Origin of the sequence: Caldimonas caldifontis (assembly GCF_002930615.1) — a bacterium.
GTDB lineage: Bacteria > Pseudomonadota > Gammaproteobacteria > Burkholderiales > Burkholderiaceae_C > Caldimonas > Caldimonas caldifontis.
This window is the reverse complement of sequence record NZ_PSNX01000003.1, coordinates 188,502-203,105: the sequence shown is the minus strand read 5'-3', so window position 1 is coordinate 203,105 and position 14,604 is coordinate 188,502. Positions and strand designations below refer to the sequence as shown.

Here is a 14,604-nt window from a genome sequence, read left to right as displayed (position 1 = left end):
GCCCCTTCAAAAGTTCGCCCCGCACCCTCGCGGCACACATGTTGCATACAGTATTTCTCGATCCCGCCTCCCGGGGTTCGAACCACCACAGCACAGGAGTGAGAGCGCCATGTCTTCTGAGTCCACCCCATCCCCCCGTCCCTTGTGGTCCCGCTTGCTGCTGCGGCTTGGCATGGCTGCAGCGGGGCTGGGCCTGGCTTGCACCGTGGCTGCACAGTCCGTCGCGTCCCCCACCAAGGTGCGCTATGAGGAAGTGGTGCGCTCGGTGCTCTATCTGCCCACGTACGTGGCGCTGAACCAAGGCTACTTCCGTGAAGCTGGCCTTGACGTGTCGATGAAAACCTCCCAGGGCACCGACAAGGGCATGGCCGCGCTGCTATCGGGCAGCGCCGACATTGTGCTGATCGGCCCGGAGGCGTCTATTTATGTCGCCAACAGCGAATCGCCGGTCAAGCCCAAGATCTTCTCCGGCCTCACCGCCACCGATGGCTTCCTGCTGGTCGCCCGTGAAAAGCCCGCGGCCAAGTTCGAATGGGGCCAGCTCAAGGGCAAGGCCGTCATGGGCTTTCGTCCCGGTTCCAACCCCGACGTTTTCCTCGAGACAGCGATGCGCAAGCATGGCATCGACCCGAAGAAGGATCTGCGCATCGTCAACAACATCGGCGCGGCTGCACGCACCGGGGCCTGGATGGCCGGGCAGACGGACTACGCCATCTTCCTCGAGCCTGAAGCCACAGTGCTCGAGAAGAATGGCAAGGGCTTCGTGGTGGCGTCGATCGGTCGGGAGGTCGGCGCGGTGGACTACACCGTCTTCACCGCCACCGACCCCTTCCTGAAGCGCAATCCCCAGGTGGCCCAGGCCTGGACAAATGCCATCGTGCGCGCCCAGAAGTACGTGGCCACAGCTCCGGCGGCTGACTTGGCCAAGCATATCGCCGAATTCTTCCCTGGTATGGGCACGGTCGAACTGGTGGCTGCCATTGACCGCTACCGCGACATCGGCTTGTGGAAGACCAACCCGACCGTCGAACGCTTTGCCATCGACACCTTGCAGGACATGCTGGTGGCCAGCGGCGTGCTAGATGCGGCCAAGCGCGTCAAGTACGAGCAGGTGGTCGTAACCGACTTCACTGCAAAGGCCCAATGATGAGTGCCGTACTTGACCGTCCGACCGCCGGTGGCGAAACCGCGCAGCGCGCCCCACGCATCGAGATTCGCGACGTCTCCCTGCGCTACTTCACCCCCGAAGGCGAAACCCAGGCGCTGGAGCGCATCCACCTCTCGGTGGTCCTGATCGGTCAGTCCGGCTGCGGCAAGAGCACCCTGCTGTCCCTCATGGCCGGCATCCTGGAGCCCTCGTCCGGCGAGGTGTGGGTGCATGGCGAGCGCGTGAATGGTCCCTCGCCCCGCGTGGGCTACATGTTGCAGCAGGACTACCTATTCGAGTGGCGCACTATTCTCGACAACGCCGTCCTGGGCGCCGAGATCCAGGGGCGCAACCTGAAGCAGGCACGCGAACGCGCGGCGCACCTGCTGCACAAGTGCGGCATGGGCGATTTCCTGAATCACTACCCACGCCAGCTCTCGGGCGGGATGCGCCAGCGTGTCGCTCTGGCTCGCACGCTTGTGACCGATCCGGATGTCGTACTGCTCGACGAACCCTTCTCGGCCCTCGACTCCCAGACCCGCCTGGCGATTGCCGATGAAGTGGTCGAGGTACTGCGAGAGGAGGGCAAGTCGGTGGTGCTGGTCACGCACGACATCGGCGAGGCCATCGCGATGACCGACCGCGTGGTCGTGCTGTCGCGCCGGCCGGGGCGCATCAAGTCCGAGCACCGCATGCACTTCCCGAGCTGCGAAGGCCGGCGCCCCAGCCCCTTCGAGGTGCGCTCGCTGCCCGAATTCAACGCCTATTTCGCGACCCTGTGGGACGAACTCGACGTCCACGTGGAAGGATGAAACCGATGAACTCCAGTGCTTCCGCACCCGTGGCCGGCGGGGCCCCGGTGGCGGCCACCCCGTCGCGCGAACCCAGCGCGGCCTACCTCGCCTGGCGCGCGCGCGAGCAGCGGCGGCGCCACTACATCCTGGCCACGCGCATCGCGCTGCTGGGCGTCCTCCTGCTGCTGTGGGAGATCCTGGCCAAGTCGCACGTGGTCAATCCCATGCTCACGAGCTATCCCAGCGCGCTGTGGCCCACCTTCCTCGAGCTGCTGGACGGCGGCAACCTGCTGGGGCACACCTGGGCTACCTTCAAGGCGACGCTGATCGGTTTCATGCTCAGCATGCTCATCGGCACGGGCGTGGCCGCCGGGCTGTGGTGGTCGAGCTTTGCGCACAAGGTCCTCGATCCCTTCCTCGTCGTGGCCAATGCGATGCCCAAGATCGCCTTCGTGCCGATCTTCTACATCTGGCTCGGGTCCGAGTACTCGGTGTACGGCATGGCCGTGGCGATCGCCGTCTTCGTGACGATCATGGTGATGTACGACGGCTTCCAGAGCATCGACCCGAACAAGATCAAGCTCGCCCGCACGCTGGGCGCAACCCGCGCGCAGGTGCTGCGCCTGGTGGTGCTGCCCGGCAGCGTGCCCACGCTGATCGCCGCGCTGAAGATGAACATCGGCCTGGCCCTGGTGGGGGTCATCGTCGGCGAGTTCCAGTCGGCCAGCCAGGGGCTGGGCTTCCTGATCGTCAACGGCAGCCAGGTCTTCAAGCTCAACGTGGTGATGACGTCCATCGTCGTGCTGGGGGTGCTGTCCGGGGTGATGTACCTCGCGATCGCACGCATCGAGTCCGCGCTGTCCAAACGCTACCGCTGAACGCAAGGAGCAGCGCACATGCAATTCCCACAGTGGGTGGTCGACCGTGTCGTGGCTCGGCAGGGCCGGCTGCATCCCTATGACACCCTGGTCGCCGAACGCACGGCCTTCGTGGTCATCGACCTGCAGAACTACTACACGCAACCGGGCTACCTGGGCGAATGCGCCCCGGCGCGCGCGACCTTCCCCGCCGTCAACCGCCTGGCCGATGCACTGCGAGCGGCCGGCGGCCACGTGATCTGGGTGCAGACCAGCGCCGACGGGGCCGACGAGTTCTGGTCCCACCACCACGCCCACATGCTCACCCCCGAGCGCAGCGCGCGCCGGCTGCGCGAGCTGGCCAGCACCTCGCCGGGTTTCGAGATCGCCGCGGGCCTGCGCCCGGCACCCGAGGACGAGCGTGTGGTCAAGCGCTGCTACAGCGCGCTGGTCCCGGGCTCATCCCGGCTGAACGAGGTGCTGAAGTCGCGCGGCGTCACACATGTCCTGATCGGCGGCACCGTGACCAACGTGTGCTGCGAGTCCACCGCGCGCGACGCGATGATGATGGACTACGCCACCATCATGGTGGACGATGCGCTGTCGGCCGTCACCCCGCAGGAGCACGAGCACTGCCTGAACAACTGGATGCTGTTCTTCGGCGATGTGCTGAGCACCGGCGAGGTGATCGAGCGGCTTCGGCCCGGACATGCCGCGCGCCCGATGAGCGCTCCAGCTCAATAGATGCCGGGATAGTCCCCGCCGTCCACGAGAAGGCTCTGACCGGTCATGTAGCCGGCGTGTTGCGAGGCGAGGAAGGCGCACCACGCGCCGATCTCCTCGGGGTCGCCAAAGCGCCGGGCGGGGTTGCTCCGCTCGCGCTCGGCCCAGATCTCCTCGAACGGGCGGCCGCTCGTTTGCGAAAGCTTGTGCACATGGCGGCGCTGCGCATCGGTGGCGAACACCCCGGGCAGCAGGTTGTTGAGGGTGACGTTGTGGCGCACCGTGTGCTTGGCCAACGCCACCGAGAAGCCCACCAGGCCCGAGCGCGCGCCGCTGGACAGGCCGAGCTCCAGGTGCGGTGACTTCACGCTGCGCGAGACGATGTTGACGATGCGCCCGAAGCGCCGTTCCATCATCGGATCCACGGTGCGTCGGATCATCTCGATTGGGCCGACCATCATCGCGTCCAGCGCGGCATGCCACTGCGCCGGAAGCCACTCGCGGAAATCCCCCGGCGGGAAGCCGTCGGCGTTGTTGACGAGGATGTCTGGCGCGGGGCAGGCCGCCAGGGCAGCATCGCGCCCGGCTTCGGTGGTGATGTCGGCCACCACCCAGTCCACCGTGCGGCCGGTGTCGGCGGCCAGCGCGCAGGCCGCCTCGACCAGGGTCGCCTCGGTGCGGGCGGCGATGCACACCTGCACGCCGGCCTGGGCCAGGTGCCGCGCACAGGCGCGGCCCATGCCCTTGCTGCCGCCGAAGACGAGCGCACGCCGCCCCTCGATGCCCAGGTCCATGCACGGCCTCCTTCAGGCGCTCTGGAAGACGAAGCTGTCGGTGTAGAGGTGATCCAGGCTGGCGCCGCGGGCGACGAAGGCGGTCTTCGCGTCGGCGATCATCGCAGGCGAGCCGCACAGGTACACGGCATGCTCCGACAGGTCGCCCAGATCGGCCAGCACGGCCTGCTGCACGTGCCCGCGGCGGCCCTTCCAGCCGTCCCCGGCCCGCGACAGCACGGGCACGTAGTGGAAGTCGTAGAGCCGCTCGGCCCAGGTCTGGATCTCGTCGTGCAGGTAGAGCTCGTCTTCGGTGCGCATGCCCCAGTACAGGCTGACCGGCGGGCAGTCGTCGCTGTCCATCAGCGACTCCAGCATGCTCTTGATCGGCGCGAGCCCCGTGCCTGTGGCCACCATCACCAGCGGCCGATCGTCCTCGGCGTGGTAGCGGAAGCTGCCCAGCGGGATCTCGACCTCGAGGCTCTCGCCTTCGCGCAGGGCGGCCAGGCGCCGGTCGGTGAAACGGCCGCCCGGAATGCGGCGCACATGGAAGTCCACCCGCGCGCCGTTGGGGCGCGAGGCCATCGAGAAGCTGCGGTGACGACCGTCGTCGAGCAGCACGTTCATGTACTGGCCCGGCCGGTAGACGAGGCCGGCTTCCTCGGGCAGTCGCAGCTCCAGATGCAGCACCTCGCGCGCCAGCGGGCGCAGGCCCGCCACGGTGGCGCGCATGCGCGTGGGCTGCGAGCAGGCATCGGGCCGAGGCACGCTGATGACGAGGTCGCCCTGCGGCCGGGCCCGGCACATCAGGGCGTAGCCTTCGGCGGCCTCTTCCTCGCTCAGGCCCAGGGGCGGCTCGTCGTAGTCCACGCGGCCGTCGACGAGCCGGACGCGGCAGCTCCCGCAGCCGCCGAACTGGCACTCGTGCGGCAGGCCCACGTCGCAGCGCAGGGCCGCGGTGAGCACGGCCTCGCCGGGCTCGACCTCGAAGGTCTGGCCGGTTTCCAGCCACAGCACACGATGGCTCATGCTCGTCTCCGGGCGTTCACTTCTTGATGTCGGCCTGGACGACCACCTCGTGGCTGGCGCCCAGCAGCTCCTTGAGCGCCTGCAGCGCGGCCAGGCCGCACTGGGTGTCCTGCTCGCCGTTGCCGCCGCTCAGGCCCACGCCCCCCACCACTTCGCCGTTGACGACGATGGGGAAGCCGCCAACGAAGACGGCGAACTTGCCCTCGAAGCTCCACTGGATGCCAAACGCCTCATTGCCGGGCAGCGCAGGGCCGTTGGGCGCGGTGTTGAACAGGTGGGTCGAACGCTTGTGGCCGGCGGCGGTGAAGGCCTTGTTCCAGGCGATCTGCGGGCCCGTCACGCGGGCGCCGTCCATGCGCTCGAGCACGAGGGGAAAGCCCCCTTCATCGGTGATGCACACCGTCTCGGGCACGCCGATCTCGGCGGCCTTGGCGAGCGCGGCTCGGGCCATCTGGCGGGCTTCGTCGAGCTGGAGCTTGAGAGAGGTTTTCATGAGCCTGTCCTTCGAAAGAATGGGGTCGCGGCTCACAGGCCGCGGTAGACCACCTTGGTCTGGGTGAAGAACTCCAGGCCGACGCGGCCCGACTCGCGGAAGGTCGAGGTGCTGGAGTGCTTGACGCCGCCGAAGGGCGCGTTCACCAGGTTGCCGGTGGTGGTGCGATTGATCTTGACCGTGCCCGACTGGATGTCGTCAGCAAAGGCTTGCATGTAGCGCGGGTTGCGCGTGGCGATCGCAGCCGACAGGCCGTACTCGGTGTCGTTGGCCTTGGCCATCGCGTCGTCGAAGCTCTCGGCTTCGATCACCGCGATCACCGGCCCGAAGATTTCCTCGCGGGCGATGCGCATGGCCGGGGTGACGTTGTCGAAGACCGCCGGCGCCACGTAATAGCCATGCTCGTAGACGCTGCCGCCCAGGCGTTGGCCGCCGCAAAGCAGCCGGGCTTCGCGCTTGCCGAGCTCGATGTAGCCCAGCACGGTGTCGAGCTGCTTGGCCGTGGCCAGCGGGCCCAGGTCCATGCCGGGGGTCAAGCCCGGGCCGATCCTGAGCTGCTGGACGCGCTCGACGAGCCGCTGGGTGTAGGCCTCGCGGACCTCGCGCATCACGATCACACGGCTGGTGCCGGTGCAGGCCTGGCCGGTCAGCGAGAAACCGCCCTTGATGGTGAGCTCCACGGCCTGGTCGAGGTCGGCATCTTCCATCACGATCAGCGGGTTCTTGCCGCCCAGCTCCATCTGCAGCCGCGTGGTGAGGTGCACGGTGCGGTGGATCGACTCGCCGGCCTGGGTGGAGCCGGTGAAGGAGATGGCCCGCACGGCCTGGGAGGTGGTGATGACCGGACCCACGTCGCCGGCTCGGCCGGTGAGGAAGTTCAGCACCCCCTTGGGCAGGCCGGCCTGCACCAGGGCCTCGGCCAGCCGCAGCCCCGACAGCGGGGCGTCCGACGAGGGCTTGAAGACCACGGTGTTGCCGGTGATCAGCGCCGGGGCGATCTTGCGCGCCGGGATCGAGGCAGGGAAGTTCCAGGGCGAGATCACCGAGACAACCCCCAGCGGCTCGCGCACGCTGTAGACCATCATGCCGGGGTCGTCCTGCGGATAGGTCTCGCCACCGAAGGTCTGGCCTTCGATCGCGTAGAAGCGGAAGGTCTGGGCCGCACGCAGGAACTCGTCCTTGGCCAGCGCCACGGACTTGCCCTCCTCGCGCGTGAGTTCTTCGCCAAAGCGCGCGGCGTGGGCTTCCAGGTAGTCGGCTGCGGCATTGAGGATCTTCGCGCGTTTGCCGATGGGTGTCCTGCGCCAGCCGTCGAAGGCCGCCGAGGCGGCGGCCACGGCCGCTTCGGCATCGGCCGAGGCCGAGGCCTGGAAGCGACCCACCACCTCGCGCGTGTCCGCCGGGTTGACGTTGTCGAAGGTGCGGCCGCTCAGGCTGCGCACCCATTCACCGTTGATGTGGTTGAGGAACTCTTCGATGGGCTGGGACATGCTCGGGCTCGTCGGGGGGGCTGGGGCAGGCAACAGGGACGGGCCGCGGCCGGGCGGCCGCAGCCGGCGGGGCTCAGGCGGCCAGCGCCAGGTTGGGGATGTCCTTGGCGACGTAGTCGTGGTACAGGGCCGTCGTGTAAAGCAGGCGCATCTGCGCGCCGATCTCGCAGATCTTCAGGCAGCGCTGCTGCAGCTCGGGCGTGTTGGCGTGCTCCAGCACGATCTGGTAGCCGCGCTCGCCATGGATTTCGTCGGAGACGATGTGCAGGTCGAAGAACTCGACCTCCTCGTCGCTGAAGCCGTACTTCTCGCGCAGGATGGGCGTCTGCTTGCGGTAGATCGAGGGCACCTGCGACTCCAGGCCCACCACGAGGCCGGCCACGGCCACGACCGGGTCCTCGCGCATGGCCACCGCATAGCACCAGCTCTGCAGCCCGCGTGTGGTGGGCGACATGTTGTCGGGGTCGATCACACGCTCGCGTGTCGTGCCGCAGGCTTCGGCGAAGCGGATCAGCAGGTCGGTGTGACGGTCGCCGCCGATCTCCTCCTCGTACATGTTGGCCAGCAGGAAGTCCTTGGCCTCGGTCATGTGGTCGGGCGTGCGCGCGTAGATGTAGGCCAGGTAGTCGGCAAAGGGGCCCACGTAGTGGTAGTGGTTCTCGGCCCAGCGGGCCAGGTGCTCGCGGCTGAGCTGGCCGGTGGCCCAGGCGATGCTGAAGGGGGCCTTGTTGGCGCTCTTGCCCTTGATGGCTTCTTCAAGGGCGGTGCGGAATTCGTCGCGGTTCATCAGTCGGGACATCTCGGGCTCCTGTGAGGGGTGAAGGGCGGCGGGAACGGTGACATGATACGTGTCAATGGATACGGTATACCGAATACCGGAAAGTCAACACCCGGGTTGTCCCGAGGGCGGCCGGATGGGCCCGCCTGCTGCGCGCAGTCCGCACGGGGTCGAGGAGGGGCGGCGCTCGGGTAAGCCCCGATGCCGAGGGCGTTCGAGGGGCTTGATCTGGAATTGGATATCAGTATACAGTATACCAACAGTCCGCCTTGCCGCCACCGACACGAAAGAATCCGCCATGCCCGTCGTGACCCTGCACAAGAACGGCCAGATCTACCGGGACGAGGTCCAACCCAAGACCAACCTGGTGGTGCGCGCCGGTATCCGGCAGTTCCCCTACCCCCATCTGCAGTACGAATGCGGCATGGGCAAGTGCGCCAAGTGCGCCTGCAAGGTGCTGCGCGGTGCCGAACACCTGCCGCCGCCGAACTGGAAGGAGAAGAAGCAGCTCGGTGCACGCCTGGAGGAAGGCTACCGGCTCGCCTGCCAGCTCTGGCTGGAGCATGACATCGAGCTGCAGCAAGAGCCTCTTCCCGCCGCCATCGCCGCCGTGGCACCCCGGGGGGTGCACAGTGCCCCGCCGCCTTCGGCCTGAGCGCCGCTGCCTGGAGCCCCGACCATGTACGTGATTCTCACCAGCAAGCCCGGCCAGTTCCGCACCGAGGCCGGCGCCGGCCTGCAGCCCGTCGAGGCCTACGACTACCTGTTCTACGGACGGGTGCGTGCGCAATTCGTGATCGCCGAACTGCAGGCCGAGACCCGGGTGCGCCTGGTCGACGAGACCGAGCCGGTCACCGTGAACCTCGTGCCCTCCAAGTTCCTGGAGAAGTTCGACACCCTGGAGCGCGCACGCGCCGAACTGCGCCACCTGTGCAGCTTCGGCCACATGGACGCCGTGCTGCAGCCCCGTGCCCTGCCTCCGATGCCCCGCGCCGCCTGAGCCCATGATCCAGATCACCTTCATCAACAACGACCGCAAGGTCGTCAGCGCCCCCGAGAACAGCAACCTGCTGCGCGTGTCCCTGCGTGAACAGGGCGGCATCCCCTTCAAGTGCGGCGGAGGGATCTGCGGCACCTGCAAGTGCCGCATCGAGCAGGGCCTGGAACACGCCGACGAGGTCAAGCCCAAGGAGCGCAAGCACCTGTCGGACGAGCAGCTCGCCCAGGGCTACCGCATGGCCTGCCAGACCTTCGTGCGCGGCGACATCGCCGTGTCGTGGTGAGATGGAGACGGGCTGGTGGCCTCAGGGCCTGGGCCTGTGGAGCTACCTGGGCATGGGCGGCATGGTGATGGCCGGGGCCTGCCTGCAAGGGGTGGGCGGTCTGGGCTTTGCGATGTTCTGCGCGCCGCTGGCGGCGCTGTGGTTCCCCGAGCTGGTGCCCGGCCCGCTGCTGGCCCTGGGCTGCCCGCTGGCCCTGATGACGGCCCTGCGCGAGCGCGAGGCGATCGAATGGCACACCACGGGCTTTGCGCTGCTGGGCCGGGTGCTGGGCACCGCACTGGCGATGGCCTGCCTGGTCTGGTTGAGCGTGAGCACCCTGTCCTTCCTGTTCGCCGCCCTCATCCTGGCCGGCGTGGCCTTGAGCCTGGGCGGGTGGCGCGTGGACCACAACGCGCGCAACACCACCATCGCCGGTCTGGCGTCGGGCCTGATGGGCACCATCACCTCGGCCGGCGCCCCACCCTTTGCGATCGCCATGCAGCACCTGCCTCCCGACCGGCTGCGGGCCACCATCGGTGCGATCTTCTTCATCGGTGCGGCCGTCTCGCTGGTGGCACTGGCCGTGGTGGGCCGCATGTCGGCGGCGCATCTCCTGCTGAGCGCGCTGCTCCTGCCCTGGATGCTGGTGGGTTTCACGATCTCCTCGCGCCTGCGCCGCCGCCTGGCCGGCGTGAGCCTGCGCCCCTTGCTCCTGACGCTGGCCTCCCTGGGCGCCTTGGGCGTGCTGGTGCAAACGCTGGCCCGCTCCTGACCCCCTTCTTCGAGGAACTCCAGATGCAACACATCACCGATGCGATGATCGACGCGGCCGTGAGCCCGCAGGACGCCCAGCAGGTGCTGCTCGAGGCCTTCCGGGCCTTCGGGCACGGCGAGGCGGCGATGCAGGAGCGCATCCGCACCGAAGCCGGCGGCGTCAAGCTGTCGACGCTGGGCGCCGTGATCCCGGGGCAGCAGGTGGCCGGCGCCAAGGTCTACACGACGATCCAGGGCCGGTTCACCTTCGCGATCCTGCTGTTCTCCACCGAGGACGGCCGGGCCTTGGCCTCCTTCGATGCGGGAGCCATCACGCGCCTGCGTACCGCGGCGTGCTCGGTGATCGCCGCTCGCCACCTGGCGCGACCGGCTTCGCGCCGCCTGGGCCTGTTCGGCGCGGGCGTGCAGGGTCGCGCACACGCCCAGCAAATGGCGCAGGCGTTCGCGCTGGAGGAGATCCGCGTGTGCGACCCCTATGCACCGGCGGACCTGGCCGCACAACTCCAGGCCCAGTGCGGCACCCGCGTGCGCATGTGCACCCAGGCCGCCGAGGTGATCGACGGCGCCGACATCGTCGTGACGGCCTCGCGCTCGACCACGCCGCTGTTCACCGGCGATCAACTGGGCCCGGGGACCTTCGTCGCCGCCATCGGCTCCAGCCTGCCCCACACCCGCGAACTGGACGACCGCGCCTTGCAGCGCGCCGCGTGCATCGCGGTGGAATGGCGGCCTCAGACGCAGCGCGAGGCCGGTGATCTGGTGCTGGCCGCCCCCGGCCTGGTCACGCCCGACAAGCTCGTGGAACTCGGCGCCCTCGTGACCGGACAGGCCCTCGGGCGCCGGACCGACGAGGAGATCACGCTGTACAAGTCGGTCGGCGTGGGCCTGGAAGACGTGGCCCTGGCCGGGCTGGCCTGGAAGCGCCTGCTGGATCGGGCATGAGCCGGCAGCGGCTCTCAGGGCTCCATCTGGGCCGCGTTGTAGACATGCCGCGTGGCCAGCAGCGCGGCCAGCTCCGCATCGCCCTTGATCACCGCGCGCAGGATGGCGGCGTGTTCTTCCCAGTTCTGCTTGCCACGCACCCGGTTGATGGGAGCGAACAGCAGGGCCGTGCGGTCGCGCAGCGAGCGCATGATGTCTTGCAGCACCGAGTTGGCCGCGATGTTGCCCAGTGCGTCATGGAAGCGCTGGTTCATCAGCATCGTGGTGGCCACGTCCTCGCTCTCGGCCAGGCGCGTGCCTTCCTCGAGGATGCGCTCAAGCTCGGCAATCTGGGCAGGATCGTGCCGCTTCGCCGCGAGCTTCGCATTCAGACCTTCGAGCGTCGCTCGCACTTCCACCAGCTCGCGCACCTGATCGGCGCTGAAGCTGGTCACCGACGCACCCCGCCGCGGCTCGATCGTCACCAGGCCTTCGGCCGCCAACTGGCGCAGGGCCTCGCGCACGGGCATGCGCGACACGCCCAATTCTTCGGACAGCCGACCCTCTACCAGCCGTTCGCCCGGGGGAATCGCGCCGCCCAGGATGCGCTCGCGCAGGGCGGTCACCACCAAGTGGGTCAGCGGCGAGTGGGTCGCGCCCAGCGTGGCTGCTTTTGTGCGGGTGTCCATGGTGGATGCGGCGGGCGAGTGACGGGTGCCTGATTCTATTTCGTCTATCGGGATACAGAATCCAATCTAGGTCAAACCAGCGTTCCGGCGCCATCCGGTGCAGCCCCATGGGGGCAGCAATCCTTGACGCCCATGGTATGGCCGGGTGCATTCTTCGCCTTGGCGGCGGGCCTGATGTGGGGTCTGGTGTTCTTGCTGCCGCTGTGGCGGCCCGAGGTGCCTGCCGCACAGCTGGCCTTCGGCCTGATCGCCCTCCCCCTGGCCTGGCAGGACCGAAGGCGCCTGGCCGGCCTCACGCGCGCCGGTGTCCCCTTGCCCACGTTGATCATTGGCACGCTGCCGGTGGCGATCGCCTCGGTCTCGAACCGGCGCAACGCGGCCCGCGACGGGCTGTTCCCCTGGCATCGTCTGGCCCTGCTGCTGGCGCTGATCGTCGTCGGCATCGCGCTGATCAACGAGGCGGAACTGCGGGCCCTGGCCCATGACCCGGCGGCCGACCTGGGCCGCTACGTCAGCGGCGCGGCGCTGGCTGTGGGTGCTATGGACTGCTGGACCTGGTACCCGCGAGGCAACGCCGACTGGCTGCGCGCCAATCCCGACCGCAGCCCCCGCACCTGGGCCACCGCCCAGGGACTGGCCACGTTGCCGCCGGCCCTGCTGAGCACTCTCACCGTGTTCGCCTGGGGCCGCCTGGGCGGCGGCACAGCTTCGCCGGCCTCGGCACCGACCCGTGGGCCTTTGTCGGCGGCCTGCTCATCGTGGCCGTGCTCTCGTCCTGGCTGGCCACGGTGTGCTGGAACGAAGCTAGCCAGCGCCTGCCCTCCACCCTGGCCGAACAGTTCATCGACTTCGAGACCCTGGCGGCGTTGGCCTACGCCTACCTGCTGCGGGGTACCTGGCCCGACGCCTTGACGCTGGGGGGCATCGCCCTGCTCGTGACCGGTGTGGTGGCGGCGTTGCGCGTCAGGCCGCAACCGGTGGAACCAGCCGCCCGGGAGTGAAAGCCAGCGGCCGCGCGGGCGGGCTCAGTCCTGGTAGATCTGCTCGCCCAGGCGGTCGCGCGCACGGCCCAGCATCGGCAGGAAGCCCTCGATGAACTCGGACAGGCCCATGCGGTCGGCCCGCACTGCGATGCTCAGGCCGGCCACCACGGCGCCGGCCCGATTGAACACTGGCACAGCCATCGAGCGCACGCCGATCTCCAGCTCGCCATCGCTGGTGGCGAACCCCCGCTCGCGCGCCTCGTCGACCCGGGCGATCACCTCGGAGGCGTCGGTGACGGTGCGCGGCGTCAGGGCCTGCAGCGTCATCTGGCGCACGCGCGCGCGGACCTCGCTGCGGGGCAGGCTGGCCAGCAGCACCCGGCCCAGGGCGGAACAGTAAGCCGGCAGGCGCGAGCCGATGCCCAGGCCCACGCTCAGGCTGCGGCGCGCGGTGCTGCGCGCGATGATGAGGGCCTCGCCATCGAGCAGTTTGGCCAGCGAGGCGGACTCCCGCGTGCGCTCGCTCAGGCCGTCCAGCAGCGGCTGCGCCAGCGAGGGCAGCGGACGCGAGGCCAGATAGGCATTGGCCACCAACAGGCACTTGTGGTTCATCCAGTAGTGCTTGCCGTCGCACTCCAGGTAGCCCAGGTGCCAGAGGGTCCTCAGCGACCGGCGGGCCGAGGCCGGCGTGCACCCCGTCAGCCGGGCCACCTCGGACAGGGTGAGGCGGCTGTGCACACGGCTGAAGCAGGTCAGGGTGTCCAGCCCTTTGCGCAGCGCGGTGACGAAATCCTTGTCCGACATGGCGAGGCCTTGCGTTGCAGCAGAAGTTTGCGCATGGCGCAAATCTAGCTTGTTCCGGGTCAAACCGGCGACCACACTTCAAAGGCCCCGATTCGACAAGGAGACCACCATGCCCCCCCGTTCCCTGCTGCGCAGGCTGGCCGCATTGACGGCCTGCGGCGTGATCTGCGGCTCTGCGCTTGCCCAGTCCCTGCCTGCCGCCCTGCGCATCGTCGTGCCCTTCCCGGCTGGCGGCACGGCCGACATCCTGCCGCGGCTGGTGGCCGAGAAGCTGCGCCCCAACCACCCGGCCGGTGTCGTGGTCGAGAACCGTTCCGGGGCAGGCGGCAACATCGGTGCCGACGTGGTGTACCGGGCCGACCCCGACGGCGGCACGCTGCTGGCCTCTCCCCCCGGGCCCATCGCGATCAACCACCACCTGTATCCCCGGCTCGGCTTCGATCCCACGCGTTGGGTGCCTGTGACGGTGCTGGCGACGGTGCCCAATGTGCTGGCCGTGAGCCCGAAGCTGCCGGTCACCAGCGTGGCCGAGCTGATCGCCTACCTCAAGGCCCATCCGGGCAAGGTCAGCTACGCCTCCCAGGGCAACGGCTCGACCTCCCACCTCACCGCCAATCTCTTCATGAACCTGACCGGCACCCAGATGGTCCACGTGCCCTACAAGGGCACGGCCCCGGCGCTGGTCGACCTGATCGGTGGCCAGGTCGATGTGTTCTTCGACAACCTCAGCTCGTCGGCCACGCACCACCGGGCCGGCAAGCTGCGCATCCTGGCCGTGGCCGACGAAGCCCGATCGCAGGCCCTGCCCGAGGTGCCCACCTTCGTCGAGAGCGGTCTGAAGGACATGCAGGCCGTCACCTGGTTTGCGGTGGTGGCCCCGCCGGGGACGCCCGAGCCGCTGGTGCGGGCCCATCACCAGGCGATGTCCGCGGCCTTGGCGCAGGCGGACGTGAAGCAGAAGTTCGCCGAACAGGGGGCCGACGCACGTGGCTGGAGCCCCGAGCAGGCCGCGCGGTTCATCCGCACGGAGTCGGACAAGTGGCACCAGGTCATCAAGACCGCCAATGTGAAGATGGAGTGAGATCCC

17 protein-coding genes and 1 pseudogene are annotated in these 14,604 nt (G+C 68.6%); 11 read left to right on the top strand and 7 right to left on the bottom strand.

Annotation, left to right across the window (positions count from 1 at the left end):
* Positions 1-109 precede the first annotated feature (109 nt).
* From C1704_RS04230 to C1704_RS04215, 4 genes are read left to right on the top strand one after another with little or no spacing between them, the layout of a single operon-like run.
* A complete protein-coding gene (locus C1704_RS04230; protein WP_104301307.1) occupies positions 110-1,147 on the top strand; it encodes an ABC transporter substrate-binding protein in 1,038 nt (345 codons plus the stop codon).
* Complete coding sequence (locus C1704_RS04225; RefSeq protein ID WP_104301305.1) at positions 1,147-1,959, top strand: ABC transporter ATP-binding protein; 813 nt, start codon at positions 1,147-1,149, stop codon at positions 1,957-1,959. The genes C1704_RS04230 and C1704_RS04225 overlap by 1 nt, the downstream gene beginning before the upstream one ends.
* A 5-nt stretch (positions 1,960-1,964) precedes the next feature.
* The gene (locus C1704_RS04220; protein WP_104301303.1) at positions 1,965-2,819 is read left to right on the top strand and encodes an ABC transporter permease; all 855 of its coding nucleotides are present in this window, start codon (positions 1,965-1,967) and stop codon (positions 2,817-2,819) included.
* An 18-nt stretch (positions 2,820-2,837) separates the two neighbouring features.
* Positions 2,838-3,542: a cysteine hydrolase family protein gene (locus C1704_RS04215; protein WP_104301301.1), complete on the top strand. Its 705-nt coding sequence runs from the start codon at positions 2,838-2,840 to the stop codon at positions 3,540-3,542.
* Here C1704_RS04215 and C1704_RS04210 read toward each other — a convergent pair.
* The 5 genes from C1704_RS04210 to C1704_RS04190 form a co-directional block, all read right to left on the bottom strand.
* Positions 3,536-4,315 carry an SDR family oxidoreductase gene (locus C1704_RS04210; protein ID WP_104301299.1) on the bottom strand — a complete coding sequence of 260 codons (780 nt, stop codon included), beginning with the start codon at positions 4,313-4,315 and terminating at the stop codon, positions 3,536-3,538. The two genes, C1704_RS04215 and C1704_RS04210, sit on opposite strands and share 7 nt — an antisense overlap.
* 12 nt (positions 4,316-4,327) lie before the next feature.
* The gene (locus tag C1704_RS04205) at positions 4,328-5,323 is read right to left on the bottom strand and encodes a 2Fe-2S iron-sulfur cluster-binding protein (RefSeq protein ID WP_104301297.1); all 996 of its coding nucleotides are present in this window, start codon (positions 5,321-5,323) and stop codon (positions 4,328-4,330) included.
* 16 nt (positions 5,324-5,339) lie between these two features.
* A complete protein-coding gene (locus C1704_RS04200) occupies positions 5,340-5,816 on the bottom strand; it encodes a GlcG/HbpS family heme-binding protein (protein WP_104301295.1) in 477 nt (158 codons plus the stop codon).
* A gap of 32 nt (positions 5,817-5,848) precedes the next feature.
* Positions 5,849-7,306: an aldehyde dehydrogenase family protein gene (locus C1704_RS04195; RefSeq protein ID WP_104301293.1), complete on the bottom strand. Its 1,458-nt coding sequence runs from the start codon at positions 7,304-7,306 to the stop codon at positions 5,849-5,851.
* A gap of 73 nt (positions 7,307-7,379) precedes the next feature.
* Entirely contained in the window at positions 7,380-8,105 is a 726-nt protein-coding gene (locus C1704_RS04190) for an iron-containing redox enzyme family protein (protein ID WP_104301291.1), read from the bottom strand.
* A 277-nt stretch (positions 8,106-8,382) separates the two neighbouring features.
* On the opposite strand from C1704_RS04190, the gene C1704_RS04185 reads away from it, so the two are divergent.
* Genes C1704_RS04185 through C1704_RS04165 form a run of 5 tightly spaced genes read left to right on the top strand, consistent with a single transcriptional unit; the run spans position 8,383 to position 11,062 of the window.
* Complete coding sequence (locus tag C1704_RS04185; protein WP_104301289.1) at positions 8,383-8,739, top strand: 2Fe-2S iron-sulfur cluster-binding protein; 357 nt, start codon at positions 8,383-8,385, stop codon at positions 8,737-8,739.
* 24 nt (positions 8,740-8,763) lie between these two features.
* On the top strand, positions 8,764-9,084 hold the full coding sequence (locus C1704_RS04180) for a ferredoxin (RefSeq protein WP_104301287.1): 321 nt from the start codon (positions 8,764-8,766) through the stop codon (positions 9,082-9,084).
* 4 nt (positions 9,085-9,088) lie between these two features.
* Positions 9,089-9,367, top strand: coding sequence for a 2Fe-2S iron-sulfur cluster-binding protein (locus tag C1704_RS04175; RefSeq protein ID WP_104301285.1), 279 nt, complete (start codon positions 9,089-9,091; stop codon positions 9,365-9,367).
* 1 nt (position 9,368) lies between these two features.
* A complete protein-coding gene (locus C1704_RS04170; RefSeq protein ID WP_245876370.1) occupies positions 9,369-10,118 on the top strand; it encodes a sulfite exporter TauE/SafE family protein in 750 nt (249 codons plus the stop codon).
* Between the two features lie 23 nt (positions 10,119-10,141).
* Positions 10,142-11,062, top strand: coding sequence for an ornithine cyclodeaminase family protein (locus C1704_RS04165; RefSeq protein WP_104301283.1), 921 nt, complete (start codon positions 10,142-10,144; stop codon positions 11,060-11,062).
* Positions 11,063-11,076: 14 nt separating this feature from the next.
* Here the strand turns inward: C1704_RS04165 and C1704_RS04160 are convergent, their stop codons facing one another.
* The gene (locus C1704_RS04160; protein ID WP_104301281.1) at positions 11,077-11,730 is read right to left on the bottom strand and encodes a GntR family transcriptional regulator; all 654 of its coding nucleotides are present in this window, start codon (positions 11,728-11,730) and stop codon (positions 11,077-11,079) included.
* Positions 11,731-11,862: 132 nt separating this feature from the next.
* Between C1704_RS04160 and C1704_RS17965 the strand changes: the two are divergent.
* Positions 11,863-12,731: pseudogene (locus C1704_RS17965) on the top strand (EamA/RhaT family transporter).
* A gap of 24 nt (positions 12,732-12,755) precedes the next feature.
* On the opposite strand, the gene C1704_RS04150 reads toward C1704_RS17965, so the two are convergent.
* Positions 12,756-13,517, bottom strand: a complete 762-nt coding sequence (locus C1704_RS04150; protein WP_104301279.1) for an IclR family transcriptional regulator domain-containing protein — start codon at positions 13,515-13,517, stop codon at positions 12,756-12,758.
* Positions 13,518-13,626: 109 nt separating this feature from the next.
* On the opposite strand from C1704_RS04150, the gene C1704_RS04145 reads away from it, so the two are divergent.
* Entirely contained in the window at positions 13,627-14,598 is a 972-nt protein-coding gene (locus C1704_RS04145; protein ID WP_104301277.1) for a Bug family tripartite tricarboxylate transporter substrate binding protein, read from the top strand.
* The last annotated feature ends 6 nt before the right edge of the window (positions 14,599-14,604 follow it).

Bases quoted from the DNA above. Each gene is read 5' to 3' on its own strand.
- C1704_RS04230 (WP_104301307.1), top strand. From the start codon at position 110: ATGTCTTCTGAGTCCACCCCATCCCCCCGTCCCTTGTGGTCCCGCTTG.
- C1704_RS04225 (WP_104301305.1), top strand. From the start codon at position 1,147: ATGAGTGCCGTACTTGACCGTCCGACCGCCGGTGGCGAAACCGCGCAG.
- C1704_RS04220 (WP_104301303.1), top strand. From the start codon at position 1,965: ATGAACTCCAGTGCTTCCGCACCCGTGGCCGGCGGGGCCCCGGTGGCG.
- C1704_RS04215 (WP_104301301.1), top strand. From the start codon at position 2,838: ATGCAATTCCCACAGTGGGTGGTCGACCGTGTCGTGGCTCGGCAGGGC.
- C1704_RS04210 (WP_104301299.1), bottom strand. From the start codon at position 4,315: ATGGACCTGGGCATCGAGGGGCGGCGTGCGCTCGTCTTCGGCGGCAGC.
- C1704_RS04205 (WP_104301297.1), bottom strand. From the start codon at position 5,323: ATGAGCCATCGTGTGCTGTGGCTGGAAACCGGCCAGACCTTCGAGGTC.
- C1704_RS04200 (WP_104301295.1), bottom strand. From the start codon at position 5,816: ATGAAAACCTCTCTCAAGCTCCAGCTCGACGAAGCCCGCCAGATGGCC.
- C1704_RS04195 (WP_104301293.1), bottom strand. From the start codon at position 7,306: ATGTCCCAGCCCATCGAAGAGTTCCTCAACCACATCAACGGTGAATGG.
- C1704_RS04190 (WP_104301291.1), bottom strand. From the start codon at position 8,105: ATGTCCCGACTGATGAACCGCGACGAATTCCGCACCGCCCTTGAAGAA.
- C1704_RS04185 (WP_104301289.1), top strand. From the start codon at position 8,383: ATGCCCGTCGTGACCCTGCACAAGAACGGCCAGATCTACCGGGACGAG.
- C1704_RS04180 (WP_104301287.1), top strand. From the start codon at position 8,764: ATGTACGTGATTCTCACCAGCAAGCCCGGCCAGTTCCGCACCGAGGCC.
- C1704_RS04175 (WP_104301285.1), top strand. From the start codon at position 9,089: ATGATCCAGATCACCTTCATCAACAACGACCGCAAGGTCGTCAGCGCC.
- C1704_RS04170 (WP_245876370.1), top strand. From the start codon at position 9,369: ATGGAGACGGGCTGGTGGCCTCAGGGCCTGGGCCTGTGGAGCTACCTG.
- C1704_RS04165 (WP_104301283.1), top strand. From the start codon at position 10,142: ATGCAACACATCACCGATGCGATGATCGACGCGGCCGTGAGCCCGCAG.
- C1704_RS04160 (WP_104301281.1), bottom strand. From the start codon at position 11,730: ATGGACACCCGCACAAAAGCAGCCACGCTGGGCGCGACCCACTCGCCG.
- C1704_RS04150 (WP_104301279.1), bottom strand. From the start codon at position 13,517: ATGTCGGACAAGGATTTCGTCACCGCGCTGCGCAAAGGGCTGGACACC.
- C1704_RS04145 (WP_104301277.1), top strand. From the start codon at position 13,627: ATGCCCCCCCGTTCCCTGCTGCGCAGGCTGGCCGCATTGACGGCCTGC.